General features: G+C 72.2%; 16 protein-coding genes. 9 read left to right on the top strand and 7 right to left on the bottom strand.

All coding sequences use genetic code 11. From position 1 onward, the window contains the following. Window positions 1-18: 18 nt before the first annotated feature. Genes ABLE53_RS12835 through ABLE53_RS12820 form a run of 4 tightly spaced genes read left to right on the top strand, consistent with a single transcriptional unit; the run spans window position 19 to window position 6,890 of the window. The gene (locus tag ABLE53_RS12835) at window positions 19-2,133 is read left to right on the top strand and encodes a cellulose biosynthesis cyclic di-GMP-binding regulatory protein BcsB (protein WP_348859339.1); all 2,115 of its coding nucleotides are present in this window, start codon (window positions 19-21) and stop codon (window positions 2,131-2,133) included. A gap of 5 nt (window positions 2,134-2,138) precedes the next feature. Then, window positions 2,139-3,809 (top strand): hypothetical protein, encoded by a 1,671-nt coding sequence (locus ABLE53_RS12830; protein WP_348859338.1) that lies wholly within the window; start codon window positions 2,139-2,141, stop codon window positions 3,807-3,809. Then, window positions 3,806-5,740 carry a glycosyltransferase gene (locus tag ABLE53_RS12825; protein ID WP_348859337.1) on the top strand — a complete coding sequence of 645 codons (1,935 nt, stop codon included), beginning with the start codon at window positions 3,806-3,808 and terminating at the stop codon, window positions 5,738-5,740. Before ABLE53_RS12830 ends, ABLE53_RS12825 begins: the two co-directional genes overlap by 4 nt. Beyond that, a complete protein-coding gene (locus ABLE53_RS12820; RefSeq protein WP_348859336.1) occupies window positions 5,733-6,890 on the top strand; it encodes a glycosyltransferase family 2 protein in 1,158 nt (385 codons plus the stop codon). The genes ABLE53_RS12825 and ABLE53_RS12820 overlap by 8 nt, the downstream gene beginning before the upstream one ends. 24 nt (window positions 6,891-6,914) lie before the next feature. On the opposite strand, the gene ABLE53_RS12815 is transcribed toward ABLE53_RS12820, so the two are convergent. Continuing rightward, entirely contained in the window at window positions 6,915-7,574 is a 660-nt protein-coding gene (locus ABLE53_RS12815) for an FMN reductase (protein ID WP_348859335.1), read from the bottom strand. Between the two features lie 39 nt (window positions 7,575-7,613). Further along, complete coding sequence (locus ABLE53_RS12810; RefSeq protein WP_348859792.1) at window positions 7,614-8,789, bottom strand: LLM class flavin-dependent oxidoreductase; 1,176 nt, start codon at window positions 8,787-8,789, stop codon at window positions 7,614-7,616. 148 nt (window positions 8,790-8,937) lie between these two features. Between ABLE53_RS12810 and ABLE53_RS12805 the strand changes: the two genes are divergently transcribed. Genes ABLE53_RS12805 through ABLE53_RS12795 form a run of 3 tightly spaced genes read left to right on the top strand, consistent with a single transcriptional unit; the run spans window position 8,938 to window position 11,501 of the window. Continuing rightward, window positions 8,938-9,735, top strand: a complete 798-nt coding sequence (locus ABLE53_RS12805; protein ID WP_348859334.1) for an ABC transporter permease — start codon at window positions 8,938-8,940, stop codon at window positions 9,733-9,735. After that, window positions 9,728-10,534 (top strand): ABC transporter permease, encoded by an 807-nt coding sequence (locus ABLE53_RS12800; protein ID WP_348859333.1) that lies wholly within the window; start codon window positions 9,728-9,730, stop codon window positions 10,532-10,534. The genes ABLE53_RS12805 and ABLE53_RS12800 overlap by 8 nt, the downstream gene beginning before the upstream one ends. Before the next feature lie 13 nt (window positions 10,535-10,547). Further along, complete coding sequence (locus tag ABLE53_RS12795) at window positions 10,548-11,501, top strand: ABC transporter ATP-binding protein (RefSeq protein WP_348859332.1); 954 nt, start codon at window positions 10,548-10,550, stop codon at window positions 11,499-11,501. Here ABLE53_RS12795 and ABLE53_RS12790 read toward each other — a convergent pair. Together ABLE53_RS12790 and ABLE53_RS12785 are read right to left on the bottom strand one after the other, a co-directional pair. Further along, the gene (locus ABLE53_RS12790; RefSeq protein WP_348859331.1) at window positions 11,489-12,277 is read right to left on the bottom strand and encodes a phytanoyl-CoA dioxygenase family protein; all 789 of its coding nucleotides are present in this window, start codon (window positions 12,275-12,277) and stop codon (window positions 11,489-11,491) included. The two genes, ABLE53_RS12795 and ABLE53_RS12790, sit on opposite strands and share 13 nt — an antisense overlap. Before the next feature lie 57 nt (window positions 12,278-12,334). Then, a complete protein-coding gene (locus tag ABLE53_RS12785) occupies window positions 12,335-13,189 on the bottom strand; it encodes a LysR family transcriptional regulator (protein ID WP_348859330.1) in 855 nt (284 codons plus the stop codon). 72 nt (window positions 13,190-13,261) lie between these two features. Here ABLE53_RS12785 and ABLE53_RS12780 point away from each other — a divergent pair, with 72 nt between their 5' ends. Next, window positions 13,262-14,536, top strand: coding sequence for an MFS transporter (locus ABLE53_RS12780; RefSeq protein WP_348859329.1), 1,275 nt, complete (start codon window positions 13,262-13,264; stop codon window positions 14,534-14,536). Here the strand turns inward: ABLE53_RS12780 and ABLE53_RS12775 are convergent. The 3 genes from ABLE53_RS12775 to ABLE53_RS12765 are packed head-to-tail and all read right to left on the bottom strand — an operon-like array spanning window position 14,437 to window position 18,608. After that, window positions 14,437-15,789 carry a condensation domain-containing protein gene (locus tag ABLE53_RS12775; RefSeq protein ID WP_348859328.1) on the bottom strand — a complete coding sequence of 451 codons (1,353 nt, stop codon included), beginning with the start codon at window positions 15,787-15,789 and terminating at the stop codon, window positions 14,437-14,439. The genes ABLE53_RS12780 and ABLE53_RS12775 overlap by 100 nt on opposite strands. 3 nt (window positions 15,790-15,792) lie before the next feature. Continuing rightward, on the bottom strand, window positions 15,793-17,205 hold the full coding sequence (locus ABLE53_RS12770; RefSeq protein ID WP_348859327.1) for a condensation domain-containing protein: 1,413 nt from the start codon (window positions 17,203-17,205) through the stop codon (window positions 15,793-15,795). Further along, the gene (locus ABLE53_RS12765; RefSeq protein WP_348859326.1) at window positions 17,202-18,608 is read right to left on the bottom strand and encodes a condensation domain-containing protein; all 1,407 of its coding nucleotides are present in this window, start codon (window positions 18,606-18,608) and stop codon (window positions 17,202-17,204) included. The genes ABLE53_RS12770 and ABLE53_RS12765 overlap by 4 nt, the downstream gene beginning before the upstream one ends. Before the next feature lie 251 nt (window positions 18,609-18,859). On the opposite strand from ABLE53_RS12765, the gene ABLE53_RS12760 reads away from it, so the two are divergent. Beyond that, window positions 18,860-20,197 carry a hypothetical protein gene (locus tag ABLE53_RS12760; protein WP_348859325.1) on the top strand — a complete coding sequence of 446 codons (1,338 nt, stop codon included), beginning with the start codon at window positions 18,860-18,862 and terminating at the stop codon, window positions 20,195-20,197. Window positions 20,198-20,207 lie beyond the last annotated feature (10 nt).

Below are 20,207 nucleotides of genomic sequence, written 5' to 3'. Positions count from 1 at the left end.
CGATCCGGAGGGGGTAGCGTGCGTCATCACCGTCGTTCCCGCAGTGGCTCGACGCGGACTCGTTTCAGCAGCCGGCGGGTCGGTGCGCTCGGGCTCCTCGGCACCGTCCTCGCACTGGCCGCGGCGTTGCTGACGCCCTCCGCTTCCGCGGCACCGGCCGCGCAGCCGGCGATCGTCGTGGGTTCGACCCTCAGCGCCGTCGAGGGCACCTCGGACACCCTCGACATCCCGGTGCCCGAGGGCCTCACCCCGACGACGCTGACCGGCACGCTGACCTCGGAGGTCGCAGACGGGACGGTCCGCGTCCTGCTGGGCGGCGTCACGGCCTACACCTCGACGGGCGCCGGGCGCTCGAAGGTCTCGATCAAGGTCCCGCCGAACTCGCTCGACGCCGACCGCCGGCTCCACGTCACCCTCCGGTACGCCGTGCGCGACCCGGAATCCCAGCAGATCTGTGACACCCTCGAACCAGTGACAGCCAGCCTCACCGGGATCAGGCTCGGATACCGCGGCTCCGAGACCCCGCCGACGACCGTGGGCACCTTTTTCCCCGAGGCAACCCCGCGCGTGTACGTAGAGACGGACCCGGACGCCGACGACGACGTGCTGCAGGCGGCGATCGCCGCGGTGTCGTCGCTGACCTGGCGCTACCCCTCGCCCACCAAGGTCTCCCTGGTGAGCACCGGCACGACCATCCCGAACCCTGCCCCCGGCGACCGGGTCGTCCGCTTCGAGCACGGCTCAGGGACGGTGCGGGCCAGCGTCGACACCAGCGGACCGGTCCCCGTGCTCACCATCGCGGGGGGCTCCGACGAGCTGCTCGCCGCCGCCCGGGGGCTCCGCGACCCCGCGATCCAGCTCGGGAACTCCGGGGAGACCGCCGGACTCTACCTCGACAAGCCGACGCCGAGCGACAGCGACAGCGAGCTGCACCAGACCCTCGAGGACGCGGCCGGCACGAAGGACCTGGTGGTCTCCGGCTACGGCACCTCGCAGGCGTACGTCGGCGTCAAGCAGGACATCTTCGGCGGGCCCGTGTCCTCGATCCGCCTCCACATCGTCGGCACCCACACCGCCGTCCCCCGTGGCGCCTCCGCCCAGCTCGACGTCCTCTTCAACGACCGCCTCATCGCCTCGGTGGCCCTGGACCGGCTCACCACGTCGACCGACGGCGACGTCGACCTCGACCTGCGCGGCACCGTCTCCGCCGCCGACCTGAACAGCACCAACGGTCTCGTCTTCAGGCTGAGCGCAGTGCCCGGCGAGGGCCAGTGTGTCCGCGCACCCACGAACCTGCCGCTCGAGGTCCACATCGACACCACCCGCTCGACCATGGATGCCACCCGCGGTGGCGGCAAGGTCGTCGGCTTCCCGCGGTTCCCGCAGGTGCTCGGTGGCGAGCTGCCGATCGCGATCCGCGGCACCGGTGCCACCCGCTTCGGCCACGCCGTCGAGGCCGCGGCGATCGCGGGGTCGCTGCAGCGCGAGGCCGCCCAGCCCCTCGACGTCGAGCTCGTGGACGCCGACGACTTCGTCGACAGCGACCGGAGCGGGCTGCTCGTCGACGCCACCGACGACGACGCCGCCGCCCTGCACGCACCGCTGCGACTCGGCGCTGTACGCACCTTCGACTACGTCAACGCAAAGTTCCAGGTCAAGGCCGGCTCGCCGTTCGCCGCCCTCCAGGCCATCTCGAGCGACTCCCGCGACGTCCTCATGCTCGGCGGCTGGGGCGGGACCTCCACCTCGGAGCTGACCGAGCGGGCGGTCGCCCGCATCACCGCCAAGGGCTGGTCGTCGCTCGTCGACGACGTCCTCGTCTCCACCGGCGAGAAGACCCCGTTCACGCTGAGCAGCGGCGCCTTCGTCCCGCAGGAGGAGGTCAAGAGCGAGAGCGGGGGCTTCGTGAAGTGGCTGCTCCTCGGCCTGCTCGTCCTACTGGTCCTCCTGGCCGGCAACCTGTACCTCGTCCGGCGGCGGCGCCGCAAGATCGCCGAGCTCGTCGACGCGCAGCAGCGCGCCGACGCCGCGGCCGCCACCGAGCCGGTCCGGCCGGCGAGTCCGCCGGCGCGGGAGGACGACGCTGGCACGGAGCCCACCGGGAAGGACGCCCCCGGCCCCGAGAGGGAGTGAGCCCGGTGCGGCCGGCGCAAGCGGTCTGGTCCGTCTGGGGGGTGCTCGGCGCCCCGCCGGTCGGTCGCCGCGTCCGCGGTTCGGTCTGGGTCTTCGTGCTCGGCGCCGTCATCGGCGCCGCCGCGTCGGTGTACGCCGTCCGTGCGGGCATCAACTTCGACTACGGCGACTCGATGGCGCACCTCACGATCGCGCGACGGATATTCGACAACAAGGCACCCGGGCTGCAGCAGCTCGGCACCGTCTGGCTGCCGCTCCCCCACCTGCTCCTGATCCCGCTCAGCGCGGACCTGTGGATGTGGCACACGGGCGCAGGCGCCTGTGTCCTGGGTTCGGTGTGCCTGGGCGCCGCAGCGACCGGCCTGTTCCGGTCGATGGCGCGGCTGGGCTACAGCGCCACCGGGCGTGTCGTCGGGCTCGGGATCCTGCTCTCCAACGTCAGCCTCATATACGCCTGCACGATGGCGCTCACCGAGCCGGTCCTCATCGCCAGCATCGTCTGCACCATCGCCGGCCTCGCCGGCTGGGCGTTCGCCGACCGGCCGCTCAGCGGCGGTGAGCTGGCCGTCTTCGCGGGGATCCCGCTGGCAGCCGGGGTGCTCTCGCGCTACGAGGCGTGGGCGCTGGTCGTCAGCGGTTCGGTCTTCGTCGCCGTCGTGGCACTCCGGCGCGGCGAGGGGTGGCGCCGCGCGCTCGCCTACGTCTTCTCGTACGCCGTCGTGCCCGCGGCCGGGATCATCTGGTGGCTCGCCTACAACATGGCGTGGTACCGCAACCCGCTCGAGTTCCTCACCGGCCCCTACTCCGCCGCGGCGTTCACCGAGGTCTTCATCCAACAGGGCCAGCTCACGACGAAGGGGAACCCGGGACAGTCGTTCCGTGTCTTGTGCGAGGCCATCTGGCAGACGGCCGGCCTGGTGACCCTGCTGCTGGCCGCGGTGGGCCTGGCTCTGATGACCCTCCAGTGGGGCCTGAGCAACCGGGCGCTCCTGGTGTGGCTCGGCGGGACGTCGAGCGCGTTCCTGCTGTTCAGCCTGACGACGGGCCAGCACATCATGGTCAACAACGCCTCGCTCCCGCCGGGCCTCGCCTACAACAATCGCTACGTGCTCTCCGCGATCCCATGGTTCGCGCTCCTCGGCGGCTACCTCACCGGCACCTGCCGCGCCTCGGCCGCACCCCGCCCGGCCGGGGCACTCAACGTGCTCGTCGTACCGGTCGTTGCCGTGCTGCTCGCCGTGCAGGTTGACTGGTGGATGAAGGACCCGTACGACCGGCTCACGGTGATCACCGAGGGCGACAACGGCCACACGGCGTTCCGCGAGGTGAAGAAGGCGGCCCGCTGGCTCGGGACCCACTACGACGGAGGGAGCATCCTGATGGACGAGAGCTCCGACAAGCTTGCCGTCGCACCGGTGATCGGCCTGCCGCTCTCCGACTACTACAACCGCGCGACCGGTGGGCTGTTCGACCAGGCTCTGGAGAATCCGGCCACCCATGCGCGCTGGGTGTTCATGCACGTCAAGCAGATCAAGTACACCAGCACCCAGTCGGCGACCGACCATGTCACCGCCGTCCTCGCCGGGGACCCCCAGTTCCACGCGCGCTACGCGCTGGTCTACCGGGCGGGCAACTTCGGGATCTACCGCCGGATCGACCCGGGGGATCCGCAGTGACCGTCACCAAGGCACCGATGCGCATCGGCGACCTCCTCGTCCAGCGGGGACTGGTCACGCCGGAGCAGGTCGAGGCGGCGCTCGAGCGGCAGCGGCACGACGGCGGGACGCTGGGCCAGCAGCTGGTGCTCTCCGGGGCGATCAGTCGGCTGCAGCTCTACCGCGCGCTGGCCGAGCAGTGGGACGCGCAGCTCGTCGACCTGATCAAGGACCCGCCCCAGCGCGAGCTGATCGGTCGCCAGCCCTACCATGACGTGCTCAACCAGGGCTGGGTCGCATGGCGCGGGAGCTCCCACGGCCGTCTCGAGGTCGCGACGACGGTTCCACCCACCGGAGCCGTCCTGGACGACGTACGCCGCCACTTCCCAAAGGCCGAGGTCTCGTTCGTTACCACGACCGATTGGGACCTGTGGCGGGCCGTGGAGGCGAGCCACCGGCGCGAGCTCCTCTACGAGTCGCAGGACAAGCTGTCGGTCGACGACCCGGGCGCGTCGGCCCGCAGCGGGCTGACCGTGTGGCAGAACCTCGGGCCGCTCACCGTGCTCGTGCTCGTCCTCGTTGGCGTGATCCTGGCACCGACGACGGCCCTCGCCTCGATCCTGGTCGGAGCGAACCTCGTCTTCCTGCTGAGCATCGCGTTCAAGACGGTCTCCGGCATCCTCGCCCCGCTGCGGGCCTACCGCCGACAGCGCAACCAGCTGCTGGAGATGCAGGAACGGAGGCGCCGCGGGCTGGCGCCGCTGTGGTTGCGGGGCCGCCCCGACGGGAGCCTGCCCATCTTCACCATCCTGATGCCGGTGTTCCACGAGGCCAACATCGTGGAGAAGCTCGTCGCCAACATCGGAGCCCTCGACTACCCGAAGTCGAAACTCGACGTCCTGCTCCTGCTCGAGGAGAGCGACGAGGAGACGATCGCGGCGGCGAAGGCGATGAACCCGCCGGCGTACGTCCGGCTGGTGGTCGTCCCGCCGGGACAGCCGCAGACGAAGCCGCGGGCGTGCAACTACGGCCTGGCCTTCGCCCGCGGCGACTTCGTCGTCATCTACGACGCCGAGGACCAGCCGCACCCCGACCAGCTGCGCAAGGCGGTCGAGGCGTTCGACCGGGACGAGATCGAGCGCACGCAGCTGGGCAGCCGGCAGCAGCCCCTCGCCTGCGTCCAGGCGTCGCTGGCGTACTTCAACGCCGACTACAACGTCCTCACCCGGATGTTCGCCGTCGAGTACGCCCACTGGTTCGAGGCGATGCTGCCCGGGATGGACAACTCGCGGATCCCGATCCCGCTGGGCGGCACGTCCAACCACTTCCACACCGGCCGGCTCCGCGAGCTCGGCGCCTGGGACCCGTGGAACGTCACGGAGGACGCCGACCTCGGCCTGCGTGCCTCCGTGCGCGGCTACCGCGCGTCCGTGATCGACTCCAGCACCGGCGAGGAGGCGACGGCGGAGACCCGCGCATGGATCCGGCAGCGGACGCGCTGGATCAAGGGCTACATCGTCACCAGCGCGGTGAACACCCGTCACCCCGTCCGCTTCGCCCGCAGGGTCGGGCTCCGAGGCGTCATCGGCATGGTCGGCCTGATCATGGCGACGCCGCTGGCGTTCCTCGTCTACCCGGTGTCGCTCGGCTTCACGGCGCTTACGTATGTCGGCGTCCAGTTCGTGGGGCTCTACCTCCCGCACATCGTCGAGCTGATCGGGTTCACGACGTTCCTCTTCGGCAACGCCTGCATGATCATCTCCGCGGGAATCGCCGCGACCTGGCGCTACAACTGGCGGATCGGCATCTTCGCGATCTTCTGCAACGTCTACTGGCTGCTCCACAGCTACGCCGCGTGGCGGGCGCTCTTCCAGGTGCTCAAGGACCCACACACCTGGGAGAAGACGCCGCACGGCCTCACCAAACAGTACGAGAGCACGGTCCATGTCTGACCATCGCGAGATCCCCGACATCGACTACGAGCACGACGCCGCGACCGCCGAACGGGCGGCGGCCGGCACGCTCTGCGAGCCGGGGCGGCGCAAGGTCGCCTACGTGCTCCCGACGTACAACGAGGGCGAGAACGTCGAGGCGTTCTACGCCGCCCTCGTCGAGGCGGTCGCCACCCGCCCGGACCTCGACTTCGAGTTCATCTACGTCAACGACGGGAGCACCGACGACTCGCTCGAGCGGCTCCTGCGCCTCCGCGACCGCGACGGCCGGGTCACGGTCCTCGGGTTCTCCCGCAACTACGGCCACCAGATGGCCGTGACCGCCGGGATCGACGCCGCGAGCACCGAGGACATCGACGCCGTCGTCGTCATGGACACCGATCTCCAGGACCCGCCGTCTCTCAGCCTGGGCATGATCGAGCGCTGGGAGCAGGGAGCCCAGGTGGTCTACGCCCAGCGGCACCACCGCCAGGACACGCTCTTCAAGCGCGCGACCGCGGCGACGTTCTACTACCTGCTCGACCAGGTGACCGAGACCTCGATCCCCCGCAACGTCGGCGACTTCCGGCTCATGGACAAGCAGGTCGTCGCGGAGGTGGTCCGCTATCGCGAGCACAGTCGGTTCGTCCGCGGTATCGTCGCGAACGTCGGGTTCCGGCAGGAGCCGATCGCCTTCGACCGGGACGCGCGGCACGCCGGGCGCTCGCACTACCCGCTGCGGAAGATGGTACGGCTCGCCGCCGACGGCCTGTTCGGCTTCTCGACCTTCCCGCTCCAGGTCGCCAACGTGGTCGGAGCCGCGGTCGCCGCGATCTCGGCGCTGCTGGCGGTCTTCACGCTGGTCATCTACATCTTCGACCCCGGCGACCTGCGGCCGCCGTCGTGGGCGCTCCCCGCCATCGGGGTGTTCTTCCTCGGCGGCGTGCAGCTGATCATGATCGGGGTGGTCGGCTCGTACGTCGGCCGCACGTACCTCGAGGTGCTCGACCGGCCCCTCTACACGCTCTCCCTGGTCGCACGCGGCAGGGTCGAGCGCGGCGCCGAGATGACGCCCACGCCGGCCGCGCCCGCCCGCCCCGTGCCGACGCCGACCGGCACGGACGGCAGCGGCGTGAGCGAGTCGGGCGCGACTCCAGGCACGCGCTCCTGACAGGCGGCGGCAGACCCGCTCCCGTCAGTACTCCGGAGGCCCCTCCGAGGCACGCTTGAGCAGGTCCTCGAACGAGGTGGGGTTCTCGAACTCCTCCTCGACCAGCTTCCGCTTCGGCGCCGCGGCGGTGCCGGGGCCGGCCGAGCCGGCCGCGACGAGCGCGGCCAGCTCGGCGGCGGCCCGGTCGACCCGCTTCTGCAGGTCGCCGCCTGTGTTGCTGCCGAAGTCCTCGGTGGCGGCGAAGACGCCGGTCGGGACGACGATCGCGTGGAGGTAGGCGAAGAGCGGCCGCAGCGCGTGCTCGAGCACCAGGCTGTGGCGTGCGGTGCCGGCGGTGGCGGCGACCAGCACCGGCTTCGCGTCGACGGCGCCCATCTCCAGGACGTCGAAGAACGTCTTGAAGAGCCCCGAGTACGACGCCGAGAAGACCGGGGTCACGGCGATGACGCCGTCGGCGCGCTGCACCGCCGAGATCGCCTTCGCCAGCTCACCGGTGGCAAAGCCGGTCAGCAGGTTGTCGGCGAGTGCGTGCGCGAGGTCGCGCAGCTCGATCACCTCGAGCTCGACCTCGGCGCCGCGCGCCTCGACCGCCTTCTCCGTGGCCTCGCCCAGCATGTCGGCGAGCAGCCGGGTGCTCGACGGGACGCTGAGCCCCGCCGAGACCACCACGATCTTCTTCGTCATCTCTTCCTCCCGGTCGTCGTCGAGCCTGTCGGGGACGGCTCAGAGCTCGCCGTCGAGGACCTTGGCGACCTCCGGGTCGTCCAGGTCTCGGTCGCTGCTTCCGGTGGCCGAGTCGCCCTCTGCGTACACCGTGCTGTCCTTGGCGCCGCCGGCCTTCTCGACGAGCGAGGCGTGGGTCGGGGCGTCCGGGACGCCCGGCTTGCGCAGCTTCTCGAACTCGGCGCGCAGGGTGGGCAGGATCTCGCCGTACAGGTCCAGCTGCTCGAGCACCGTCTTCAGCGGCAGGCCGGCGTGGTCGAGGAGGAAGAGCTGGCGCTGGTAGTCGCCGACGTACTCCCGGAAGGAGAGCGTCCGCTCGATCACCTGCTGCGGCGAGCCGACCGTCAGCGGCGTCGCCTCCGTGAAGTCCTCCAGCGACGGGCCGTGGCCGTAGACGGGGGCGTTGTCGAAGTACGGCCGGAACTCGTTCCAGGCGTCCTGGCTGTTCTTCCGCATGAAGAACTGGCCGCCGAGGCCGACGATCGCCTCGTCCTGGGTGCCGTGGCCGTAGTGCTCGAACCGCTTCCGGTAGAGCGCGACCATCTGCTTGGTGTGGCTGGCCGGCCAGAAGATGTGGTTGTGGAAGAAGCCGTCGCCGTAGTACGCCGCCTGCTCGGCGATCTCGGGGCTCCGGATGGAGCCGTGCCAGACGAACGGCGCGACGCCGTCCAGCGGCCGCGGCGTGGAGGTGAAGCCCTGGAGCGGCGTACGGAACCGGCCCTGCCAGTCCACGACGTCCTCGGTCCACAGCCGGCGCAGCAGCGCGTAGTTCTCGATCGCGAGGTTGATGCCCTGGCGGATGTCCTTGCCGAACCACGGGTAGACCGGCCCGGTGTTGCCGCGGCCCATCATCAGGTCGACACGGCCGTCGGTGAGGTGCTGCAGCTTGGCGTAGTTCTCGGCGATGAGCACGGGGTCGGTGGTCGTGATCAGCGTCGTGCTCGTGCTGAGGATGATGCTCTTGGTCTGCGCGCCGATGTAGGCGAGCGTCGTCGTCGGCGCCGAGGCGATGAACGGCGGGTTGTGGTGCTCGCCGGTCGCGAACACGTCGAGACCGATCTCCTCAGCCTTCTTCGCGATCTCGACGGTCGCCTTGATGCGCTCGTGCTCGGTCGGCGTCTTGCCGGTCGTCGGGTCGGTGGTCACGTCACCGACGGTGAAGATCCCGAACTGCATGCCCATGTCTCGTCCACTTCCTGGTCGCGTCGTGCGGATCGCCTCGCGGACCACATTAGTTGAATCTTGAACTAGTGTCGACAACCTCGGACGCCGCCACGGTATTCCATTGGCGATGCACCACCCGCGGCGTGAAAGGATCTCGCGAGTGACCCTCTCCCTCGCGATCGCGGCGCGGGCCTTCCGGAGGTACTCCACCTACACCGCCGCCACCCTGGCCGGCATCTTCACCAACTCGGTCTTCGGCGTGATCTACAGCTACGCCTACCTCGCGCTCTGGGACCAGCGACCACACGCGGGCGGGTACGACGCCGCCGACGCCGTCACCTACGTCTGGCTCGGCCAGGCGCTGCTCATGACCGTCGCGATCTGGGGCGGCGGCAGCACCAACGACCTCGAGGAGAGGATCCGTACCGGCGACATCGCCGTCGACCTCTACCGTCCCGTCGGCGTCCTGCACTGGTACCTCGCGGCAGACCTCGGCCGGGCCGCCTTCCACCTGCTCGCGCGCGGCGTGGGACCGACGGTCGTCGGCGCGGTGCTGTTCGGGCTCGTCGTGCCGTCGCCGGTGGCGATGGTCGGCTTCCTGGTGAGCGTCGTCGCCGCACTGCTGGTGAGCTTCGCGATCCGGTTCCTCATCGCCGCAGCCGGGTTCTGGATCCTCGACGTCGCCGGGCTCAAGGTGCTGGCCAGCGTGCTGGCGATCTTCTTCAGCGGGTTGGCCCTGCCGCTCAACATCTTCCCCGACGGCGTCCGGACGCTCGCGCTGGCGCTGCCGTGGGCGTCGTACGTCCAGACCCCGGCCGACATCTGGCTCGGTCGCCACACCGGCGGCGCCGTCGTCCTCACGATCGGCGTGCAACTGCTCTGGGCGGCCGCCCTCCTCGCAGCCTGCGCGCTCGTGCTGCGCGCCGCGACGCGGAAGGTGGTGGTCCAGGGTGGCTGACGCGCTCCACGCCGTACGGTCGTACGCGCTGATCGCCGCCCTGTGGGTCCGCGCCTCGCTGACCTACCCGGTGTCGTTCTGGACCATGACCGTGGGCGGGCTGCTCGTCACCTTCCTCGACTTCGTCGGCATCTGGTTCATGTTCCACACCATCGACACCCTGGGCGGCTTCCCGCTGCGCGAGGTCGCCCTGCTGTACGGCGCCACCGGGATCCCGTTCCGCATCGCCGACATGCTCGTCGGGAGCGTCGAGAAGATCGGCCAGAAGGTCCGCTCCGGCGAGCTCGACGCGATGATGACCAAGCCCGTGCCGGTGCTCGTCCAGCTCTGCGCCGACCGCTTCGAGCTGCGCAGGCTCGGGCAGATCGCCCAGGCGGTCGCCGTCTTCGCGTGGGCGGTGCCGATCGTCGACTGGACGCCGTCGCGCGTGCTCGTCGCGGTCAGCATGGTGGTGTCGGGCGCGGTGATCTTCTTCTGCGTGTTCGTGATCTTCTCGACGATCCAGTTCTGGACCGTCGACGCGAGCGAGTTCGCCAACGCGTTCACGTACGGCGGCACGACGCTCACGCAGTACCCCATGACGATCTTCACCAAGGAGATCGTCAAGTCGCTGAGCTACGTCCTGCCGCTGGCGTTCGTGAACTGGTACCCCTGTCTCTACCTCCTCGGCCGCTCCGACCCGTACGGCGCCGCCGACTGGGTCCGCTTCGCCTCTCCCCTCGCCGCCGGCGTGCTCGTCGTACTCATGACCGTCGTCTGGCGCACCGGGGTGCGCCACTACCGATCTACCGGGAGCTGAGGTGTCCCACACTGTGACAGAGCCCCTCATCGAGGTCCGGGACCTCGGCCGCGACTTCACCGTCCGCTCGCGGCGCGGCGTGTTCCGGCGTACGACACGGGTCGTGCACGCCGTCCACGACCTCTCCTTCGAGGTCGGCGCCGGCGAGATGGTCGGCTACATCGGCCCGAACGGCGCCGGGAAGTCGACGACCATCAAGATGCTCACCGGCATCCTCGTCCCGACAGGCGGTCACGTCCGCGTCGCCGGTATCGAGCCGTCCCGCCACCGGCGCGAGCTGGCCCGCCGGATCGGGGTGGTCTTCGGGCAGCGCACGTCGCTGTGGTGGGACCTGCCGCTGCGCGACTCCTTCGACCTGCTGCGACGGATCTACGACATCGCGCCGGAGCGCTACGAGCGCAACCTGCAGGAGTACGTCGAGCTGCTCGACCTCGGCGACCTGCTGGACACGCCGGTCCGGCAGCTGTCGCTCGGCCAGCGGATGCGCGGCGACATCGCGGCCGCCCTCCTCCACGACCCGGGCATCCTCTTCCTCGACGAGCCGACCATCGGCCTCGACGTGATCTCGAAGGGGCGGCTGCGGGAGTTCCTGCGCGCGCTCAACGCCGAGCGCGGCACCACCCTCGTGCTGACCACCCACGACCTCCAGGACATCGAGGCGCTCTGCGACCGGGTGATCGTCATCGACCACGGAACCGCCGTCTTCGACGGCCCGCTCGACAAGCTCCGCGCCACCGGCGGAGCGAGCCGTACGCTCGTCGTCGACCTCGTCGACGAGGCCGACCCGATCACCGTCACCGGCGCCGAGGTCGTCAAGGTCGACGGACCGCGGCAGTGGCTCTCCTTCCCCGCCGAGGCCTCGGCCGCGCCGCTCGTCGCCCAGGTCGCCGCGGCGTACGACGTCGCCGACCTCTCCATCCAGGAGCCGGAGATCGAGGGCGTGATCCGGGAGCTCTACTCGCGCTGAGTCCGCTCGGGGGCGATCGCCTCCCGGATCGCACGCTCGACCGGCGAGGTCCCGCCCTCGACGTCGAAGGCGACCGCCGGCCGGAGACCTGGCTGCGCCATGAACCGCGGCCGCGTCCCCCGATGCCGCTGGGCGGCGTGGACGAGGAACGGATGGCACAGGTAGACGTCGCCCGGGCCGCCGGTCGCAAGCTCGACGGGCCGGTCGGCGGTCTCCTCCGCCGCGCGCAGCGAGAACGGCAGCATCTCCTCACCGTCCTCGCCGTACGCCGCCAGCATCGAGGCCACGTCGCGATGGGACCCGACGCGCACCCGGGTCGGCGCGTCGTCCTCGCCGACCTCGGAGAAGAGGAAGAGCATCAGCAGCGCGCGGTCCTTCGAGGCGACGTTGAGGCGCCAGCGGAAGTAGTCGAACTCGTCCGCATCGCCACGGAAGCTCCCCTCCACATGCCATCCGTCGTCGCCGGCCGACTCGTCCGACGGGAAGCGCACCGGCGTCGTGCCGAGGCTCCGCCGCGGCACCCAGCGTCCTCGTCCCACCAGCTCGTCGATCGCGGCCACCAGCCGGTCGGCGTTCGCCGCCCTCGCGAACGGCTCCTCCGCGTGGTCGCCGAGCCGCACCACCGGCTCGGTCCAGGTCGCCGCGTCGTCGGGGTCGATGCCCGGCACCTGCCGGCGTACGTCGTCCCAGAGCAGCGCGCGGCACTGCGCCGCCACCTCCTGGGGGAACGCCTGCTCCACCCTCACGAAGCCGTTCTCGATGAACCTTCCCGCCATGTCTCGCACCCGGGCAGCCTCTCCGAGTGGCCGCGTCGTACGCCACCCGTTTGTCGGTCAGGCCAGCCCCAGCCGCTCCCTCAGGGCCGGGGCGAGGCCGTCGAGACGCCGGTCGGCCCGGCGCGGGACGACCAGGCTCAGGGTGAGCCGGTGGGTGAACGGCAGGTCGCGGACCTCCTCGCCGGTCATGGTGGCGACCGTCGCCGAGCGGGGTACGACGGCGGGGCAGCCGCGCAATCGGGCGGTGGCCAGTGCGGTGGCGACCGTGGCAGCGCGGTGCGGGCGGGCGCCGAGATCGGCCAGCGCCCGGCGTACGGTCTCCTGCGCGGCGTCGTAGCTGGCGAAGACCACCGGCGTCTCGCGGAGCGGCTGGCGCCGCGAGCCGGCAACGGCCACTCCGTCGGGGAGCAGCATCACCAGCTCGTCGCGGCCGATCCGGCGTACGCGCAGGCCGGCGGCGACCTCGACCTGGTCGGCGATCCCGACGACGGCTGCGTCGAGCGTCCCCTCCGCCAGCCACTCCAGCAGCGCCGGCCCGTGGTCGGCGTGCTCCTCCACCTCGGCGTCGAGGAGCTCCCCGAGCACCGGGAAGAGGCTCTCGGCCAGGCTGTAGAACGCGCCGATCCGCAGCCTCCGTCGCTCTCCCGCCGCCCGCGCGGCGTCGTACGCCCGCTCGAGGTGGCCCAGGATGTGGCTCGCCTGCTGCGCCAGCTCGGCGCCGGCCGGGGTCGGCCGAGCCCCCTGGGTGTCGCGGTCGAAGAGGCGTACGCCGACGCGGCGCTCCAGTCGCCCGAGGCGCTGGCTCGCGGACGGCTGGCTGACCTGGAGCAGCCGAGCAGCGGCGCCGACCGAGCCCGTCGAGGCCACAGCCGCCACCAGCCGAAGATCATCGACGTCGGGGATGTCCGTCATAGGTGCATCCTATGACGCGAGCGCAACGTGCGGCGGCTACCCACCGTCGGCTCTATCCGGGAGTCTGAGACCGTGACCACCGCTCCGCGGCGCGATGCCGCGCTCGTCCTCACCGGCATCGCTCTCACCGACCTGATGTTCCGGGTGGCGCAGGTCGCCGTACCCCTCGTCGTCCTCGCCCGGACCTCCTCCGCCGCGCTCACCGGGCTCAGCGCCGGTGCCACGGCGGTGCCGGTACTGCTCTCGCCGTGGTGGTCACGCCGGCTGCGGGCGCGCATCCGGACCGGTCGCGCGATCGCCGCCTGCTATCTGGGGGAGGCCGTCTCGCTCGCCCTGATCCCGGCGGCCGCCTCGGTCGGGCTGCTCTCCTGGCCGATACTGCTCGCCGCCGGGCTCGCGCTCGGCGTCTTCGAGACGCTTGACGGGCCGGCGCGGGATGCGCTGGTCGCGGACCTCGGCGACCGCCTCGGGCCCGATCGGGCGTTCGCGCTCCTCTCCACCCGGGAGTTCTTCCGGCGCGCCGGGATGGTCGCCGGTCCCGCCATCGGCGGCGTCGCCGTCACCTGGGGCGACCCGTTGGTGCTGCTCTGGCTCGAGGCGGCGACGGTCCTGGTCTCGGCGGCGCTCACCGTCGGCGTACGCGGCGCCCGTCCGGCCTCCGCCGACGGCCGGGGCGTGCCGATCGGTCCAGCGGTGCGCGCGCGGCCGGACGTCCTGCGCGGGTGGGTCGTGCGCGGCGCCGGCTGCGCCCTGTGGTTCGCCTTCTCGCTCGGCCTGGCGCTCCTCGGCGTCGAGCGCGGTCAGCCTGGCGTCCTCGTGGCGACCGGCCTGGCGGCGTACGGCGCGGGCGCCCTCGTCGGCACCCCGCTCTGCATCCCCCTGCTCCGCAGGCTGCCCGTCCTGCCCGCGGTCTGCGCGGCCTGGGCAGTGACCGGCGTGGCCTGGCTCCTGATGGGCGCCACCGCCAGCGTCCTGGTCATCGGCGCCGTCGCAGCCGTGTCCGGCATCTCCGTCGCCGTCGGGAACGGCGGCGTCACCGCGCTCATCACCCGCACCAGCACCGGCGACGAGCGCCGCGCCCTGCTCGCCGGGCAGAGCGTCCTGGTCAACGGCGCCAGCGCGCTCGGGCTCCTCGTCGGCGGCCCGGTCCTCTCCGTCCTCGGGGCCGCCCCCACCCTCGAGATCGCCGGAGTCGCCGTGGCGGTCGTGGCACTCGGCGTCCTCGTCGCGGGGTGGCCGCGGAGCGACTACGAGCGGACCGCGACCGCGGCGAGGTCGCGCAGCCGCGCGCCACAGACGTCGAGCAGCGCGTCGACGGTGCGGCGGGCGACCTCGGTGTCCGGGTAGCGGGCGCGGACGGCGAGCCCCTCGTCGGTGCGCGAGAGCCAGAGCTGGACGTCGTCGGCCAGCGTCGGCGCCGAGACGTGGTGAGCGTCCCGGACGCGGGCGCGGTCGCCGCCGGGCAGGTGCCGGTAGTCGATCCACGAGACCATGAAGACGTCGCGGTGGGTCTGGACGAGGGGCGCCGGCAGCGAGGCGAGGACCTGGTCGAGCGGCACCTGGCCGAGGCGTACGCCGTGCCGAACCGCCTCGCCCGCAGCGGCCAGCCCGGCGTCCGATAGGGCGGCGGTGACGGAGACGGGGACCGTCGTGGTGTACCACCCGACCGAGCGCCGGGCGGCGTCGCCGGTGCGGGTCTGCACCGGCGCGAGCGTGTCGAGCCGCGCGGGGCCGCCGAGGTCACTGACGGCGGCGGCGAGGGCGGCGAGGCTGGCGGCGTACGTCGAGGCGCCGGCGGTCCGGGCGCGCGCCGAGACCCGGCCGACCAGCTCGGCATCGGCCAGCGGCCGGACCAGCGAGGACTGCCGCACCCGCTCCCCCGGGGCGACGCCGAGCGGCAGGGGGAAGCTCGGCACCGCGAAGTCCCGCTCCCGCACGAACGAGTGCCAGCCGCGGAGCCGGTCGTCGTCGTGCCAGACCTGCACCGGCTGGGCGTACGACGCCTCGACGCCCGACACGAAGCAGGCCGCGTCGGGCAGCGCGGCCGGCGTCCCACCACAGCGGAACGACTCGTACAGCGCGTCGAGCTCGTCGACGACGACCGTGAGGGAGTACGCGTCGCAGTGCAGGTGGTCCATCCCGAGTACGACCGTCGATCGCTCCGGGCGCGAGACCGCGAGCGGGACGTAGGCCGGGTAGCCGAACGGGTGGCAGCCCGTCCCCAGCGCCTCGTGCAGCCGGTCGCGGGTCTCCTCGACGGTTCTCGTCGCGCCGAGCTGGCTCATCGACCAGGTGAGGGTCCCGGGATGGTGGCGGTACGCCGCCGGCCCGTCCTCACCCGCCACGACCTCGAGCTGCAGGCTGCTGTGCCGCTCGACGAAGGCCCGCCAGGCCCGGCCGAGCGCGACCGGCTCGATCGGGCCGTCGACGTCGAAGGCGGCGGCGAGCCACACCGGCGCCTCCCCCGCCAGCGCACCCGCGAGGTGGTTGCGCTGGTTGAGGGAGAGCGCCGTCGGCGTACCCGCGCTGGAGGCCGTGACGTCCCAGCGGAGCACGGTGCCGGGGGCCGGCGACCACAGGTCGGCCGTGGTGACCTGCACCCGTCACCCCGCTCCGCCGGAGCCGGCCGCCTCGTCCAGCGCCGTCGCGAACGTCTCGGCGATCGCCGCGAAGTAGGCGTCGACGGCCTGCTGCGCCCGCGGCGTGTCGGGCGTCTGGGCCCCGATCTGGAGCCGGCCGTGCTCGCGGTTGATCCACAGAGAGGCGTTGGCGGTGCGGCCCACGCCGGTGAAGTGGAGACCGCGGTCGTACGCCTCGGTCCCCGCGCCCGGGAACCGTCGCAGGTCGAGATAGGACACCAGCTGCGGGCTGCCGAGCTCCTCGGGCGTGGTGAGCCCGGACATCAGCAGCGCGCCGATCGCGACGTGGACCGGCATGCCGACCAGCCTCCGGGTGACCTGGTAGGCCTCCTCGGCAGCTGCCACCACCTGCGAGAACGGGCCGTCGGGCACGGCGAGCTCCACCGGCGCGAAGTTGCAGAACCAGCCGTGCGACATCAGGTAGGGCCCGCTACGGGTCCCCATCACCGTCACCCCGAGGTAGCGCTCCTCGCCGGTCAGCCGTCGCTCCGTCGCGGCCAGCACGGCGAACAGCCCGGAGGTGAAGCGCCCGCCGGCGTCCTTGCAGAGCAGCTCGAAGGCGTCCACCTGGTCGCCGGTGAGCGCGTCGAACTCGCGCAGCAGGACCGGGGCGGTCTCACCCGGCAGCAGCCCGAGGTCGAGCGGGAACCGCGGCAGCCGCCCGCCGTGGCGGGTCATGATCTCGACCCAGCCCTGCAGCTCCGGTGACTCGAGCCCGAAGGTGCCGGCGAGCTCGCGCTCCTCGCCGGCGTACGTCACGAAGCTGCCCGCCTCCGGCAGCTCGGGCGCGGGGAGGCCTGCCTCCGCGGCGTACGCCGTCGACAGCTCGACCGGGACCATCAGCTGCGACGCGCCGTCGGTGAAGGCGTGGTCGCAGGCCCACAGCAGGCTGAAGCCGTCCTCGCGCGCGACGGCGAGGAGCAGGAACGGCGGCCACGAGTCGGGCCGGCAGGCCTCGTCGCACAGGCCGACGACGTAGTCCTCCCAGGAGTCCTCCCAGTCATCGGGAGTCTCCAGCTCGACAGCCTCGAAGGCCACCTCCTCGGCGGCGACGAGGTGGCGCACCGTCTCCGGCCCGGACAGGTCGAACCAGGTGCGCAGCCCCTCGTGGCGTACGACGAACCGCCGCAGCGCGCCCACGAGGGCCTGCTCGTCCAGCGGCCCGGTCAGATGCGTCGCGGTGCCCGTCCACGCGCGATGGACGCCGCTCCTGGCGACGGTGGCGCGGTAGGCGTCGAGGTGGTCCTGCTGCAGGAACGACGGCGCCCCCGGGCTGACCGGCGCGGCCTCGGCGGCGGCGAGCGCCGCCGCCGTCGGCCGGATCGTGAGCACCCGCCCGGGCGCCGGCGCCCAGGTGTGCAGGAAGTCGATCCTCATGCCGTGGTCTCCAGCGCCAGGTCGCCCACGAGGTACGGCGTGGTGAGCGTGTCGACGACGCCGGAGATGCCGGCGACGAGGTCGCGCATCGCCCGCTCGGCCGTGATCGTCTCCGGGTAGCGCGCGGAGACGTTGAGCCCGTCCTGCGTGCGGCCGAACCAGAGGTAGACCTCGTCGTCGGCGAACGCTGGGCTGCGCAGCGCGCGGGCGCGCCACTCCTCCCAGCGCTCCGCACCGGGTACGAACCGGGCGTCGACGTACGAGATCGCGAAGTGCGGGGTGTCGTGGACGCCGAGCAGCTCGCCGACCCGGGCGAAGGGGTGCCTGACCAGCTCCTTGCCCTCGGCCACCTTCGCGTGGACGTGGCCGACGATCTCGGGCAGCTCGGTGAGGCCGGACAGGTCGAGGTCGACCGGGCAGAGCCCGACGTACCAGCCGATCGCGGCGGCGTAGTCCGGCGAGAACCGGGTGTGCATCGGCAGCACGAACCGGATCCGCTCCGCCCCGTGGACCTCGCGGAAGGAGTACGCCATCGCGGCGAGGACGCCCGACTGCAGGGAGGCGCCGCCGGCCCGGCAGAGCTTGTTGAGCACGTGGGTGCGCGGCGCGTCGGCGAGCCAGGTGGCGAAGCTGGCCTGCTTGAGAGCGCCGCGCGGGCTGCGCTCGTCGGCGGGCACCGCGACCTCGGGGACCGGGAAGGAGGGGAACCCGGTCCGCTCGTCGACGGTCAGGAACGCGCGCCACCGCTCCACCGGCTCCGAGCCGGCGTCGAGGAGGTCGGCCGCAACCCGCTCGGCGTGGGCGTGGTCGACGTGGCTGCCGACCTCGCGGTCCAAGGCGGTGTCGTTGAGGTCCGCGGCGCCGGCGAGCGCGCGCTCGTAGAGCACCGCGATCTCCTCGAACCACAGCAGCTGGGAGTAGGCGTCCATCACGCTGTGGTCCGCGCCGAAGGCGAGGGTGAACTCCTCGGCACCCGGCTCGGCGACGGTGACGAGGACGCAGTGCGGCCAGGCGTAGGGCGACACCGCGGCGGCCAGGAAGTCGGCGATCGCCTGCTGTGCCTCCTCGCCGGTGTGGTGGCCGAGGTCGGAGGCGTCGAGCCGGACCGCCGGCGCGGGCAGCGTGCGCCGTGCGGTGCCGGACGGGTCGACCGTCGTACGCAGCACCTCGTGGCGGGCGGTCCACGCCAGGACGGCCCGGGTGAGGGCGTCGGGATCGAGCCGCGCGGGGATCCGCATCACGGACCCGATCCACGAGCCGGGCTCGGCCTCGGCGAGGTGGAGCCGGTGGTTGGGCGACAGGGCGCGGTCGTCGTCGCGCCACTGCGCGGGGTCGGTGGACGGCGTCCACGTGGTCACGACGCCTGGGGGTACGTCGTACGCGGAAAGCTCGGTGTACTCCATGGCAGGAGCGGGTCCTCTCGGTTGCGTAGCTTCTCGTGGCGGCGCCGCCACGAGCCCGGATGAGCCAGACAAACGATCTGGTCGTGCTCCCTCTCCCGCGGCCCATTGTTGTGGACGAGCACCGGCCGATGCGAGCACGGGCCGGGTGTCGAGGAACACACCGCGATTCCGCGCGCCCCCTCTGGACACGCGCGCGGGGCGCCGCTTCACTGTGGCGCTACGGAGGGACCCGTCTCGGAAGGAGTCTCGCCATGCCCCCAGCCCCGGTCCGGCTCGAGTTCGCCGACGACCTCTTCGCCCGCAGGCACCGCGGCCTCGGCAGTCCGGTCGTCAACCAGTGGGTCTGGCGCCTCGAGAAGCCGTACGACGCCGCTCGCGTCAAGGCCGTCGCCGAAGGGCTCGCCCGGGGCGGTCTCTCCCGCCGCCTCCACCGCGCTGTCGTCCCGGGTGCCCGCGACATCTGGACCAACGCCGGCGAGCCCCCAGTCGCCGACCTCGGCTGCGACCCGATCCCGGCCGGCGAGCTCAGCGCCTGGCTGAAGGCACGCCACCTCGAGCACCTCGACCCCGAGGAGGGCCTGACCTGGCGTCTCGCCGCGACCGACCTCGACGACGGCACCGGCGTGGTCTCGCTCATCCTCGCCCACGCGGTCGGCGACGGAGGCTCGGTGCTCGACTCGGTCATGCGGGCTGCGACCGGCGCCGACCCGCTCGAGCTGCCGCCGCTTCCCAGCACCCTCCCCGGCCGGCTGGTCGAGGACGCCAAGGACGCGGCCGGACAGTTCGCCGCCATCGGCCGCTGGGTGGGCGCGCGGATCAGGGCCCAGCGGGCGGGCGCCGCCGCGCCGGGGGCGCGGAAGAGGGGCCCGGCACCGACCGCTGAGGCTCCGGCGACCACCGACTCGTCGTGGGAGGCGGCCCGCCTCACCGTCGAGCTCGAGACCGGGGCCATCGCCGACGTCGCGGCGAGGCACGGCGGGAGCAGCAACTCCTGGTTCGTCGCGGTCATGGCCCGGCTCCTCGTGACGATCGGTCACGTGCCCGAGGACGGCGGGCCGGTTCCGGTGTCGCTGCCGATGAGCGAGTTCCGGCCGGGTGACACCCGGTCGAACTCCACCCGGGTCACCCGGGTCGAGGTGCCCCGTGAGGCGCTGGCCGACCGCGACCTCGCGGTGGTCAAGGCGCTGTGCAAGGAGGCCTACACCCGGCTCGCCACGGCCGGCACGGGCTTCGTCCCCGTGCCTCTCGCGCTCATCCAGATGCTCCCGGACGCGGTCGTCAAGCAGCTGCCCACGCCGCCGTCCGCGTCGTGCATGGCCTCCAACCTGGGGAACCTCCCGGACGACTACGTCCACGCGTTCGGGCCGGACGTCCGCAGCATCACCGGCATGGCCTCCTACCAGCAGGCGTCGGCGGCCGAGGTGCGGGCGATGGGCGGTGGCCTCATCGCGTGGCTGGTCAACAGCGGACGGCGTACGACGTTCACGATCATCGGCGCCGAGCCGGACCGGATCGCCGACACCGCGGCGCTCACCGCCCTCGTCACCGACGAGCTCGGCTCGTGCGGGCTCGACGCCGAGCCCTGGTGAGGCCGATGGT

The sequence above is a fragment of the Nocardioides asiaticus genome (assembly GCF_040049175.1).
Taxonomy (GTDB): Bacteria; Actinomycetota; Actinomycetes; order Propionibacteriales; family Nocardioidaceae; genus Nocardioides; species Nocardioides cheoyonin.
Note: the sequence above shows the minus strand (reverse complement) of the source record. Positions and strands in the feature narration are given on the sequence as shown.

Coding starts and splice junctions, on each gene's coding strand:
- ABLE53_RS12760 (WP_348859325.1), top strand. CDS start 18,860: ATGCCCCCAGCCCCGGTCCGGCTCGAGTTCGCCGACGACCTCTTCGCC.
- ABLE53_RS12815 (WP_348859335.1), bottom strand. CDS start 7,574: ATGACGAAGAAGATCGTGGTGGTCTCGGCGGGGCTCAGCGTCCCGTCG.
- ABLE53_RS12770 (WP_348859327.1), bottom strand. CDS start 17,205: ATGAGGATCGACTTCCTGCACACCTGGGCGCCGGCGCCCGGGCGGGTG.
- ABLE53_RS12785 (WP_348859330.1), bottom strand. CDS start 13,189: ATGACGGACATCCCCGACGTCGATGATCTTCGGCTGGTGGCGGCTGTG.
- ABLE53_RS12765 (WP_348859326.1), bottom strand. CDS start 18,608: ATGGAGTACACCGAGCTTTCCGCGTACGACGTACCCCCAGGCGTCGTG.
- ABLE53_RS12790 (WP_348859331.1), bottom strand. CDS start 12,277: ATGGCGGGAAGGTTCATCGAGAACGGCTTCGTGAGGGTGGAGCAGGCG.
- ABLE53_RS12820 (WP_348859336.1), top strand. CDS start 5,733: ATGTCTGACCATCGCGAGATCCCCGACATCGACTACGAGCACGACGCC.
- ABLE53_RS12810 (WP_348859792.1), bottom strand. CDS start 8,789: ATGCAGTTCGGGATCTTCACCGTCGGTGACGTGACCACCGACCCGACG.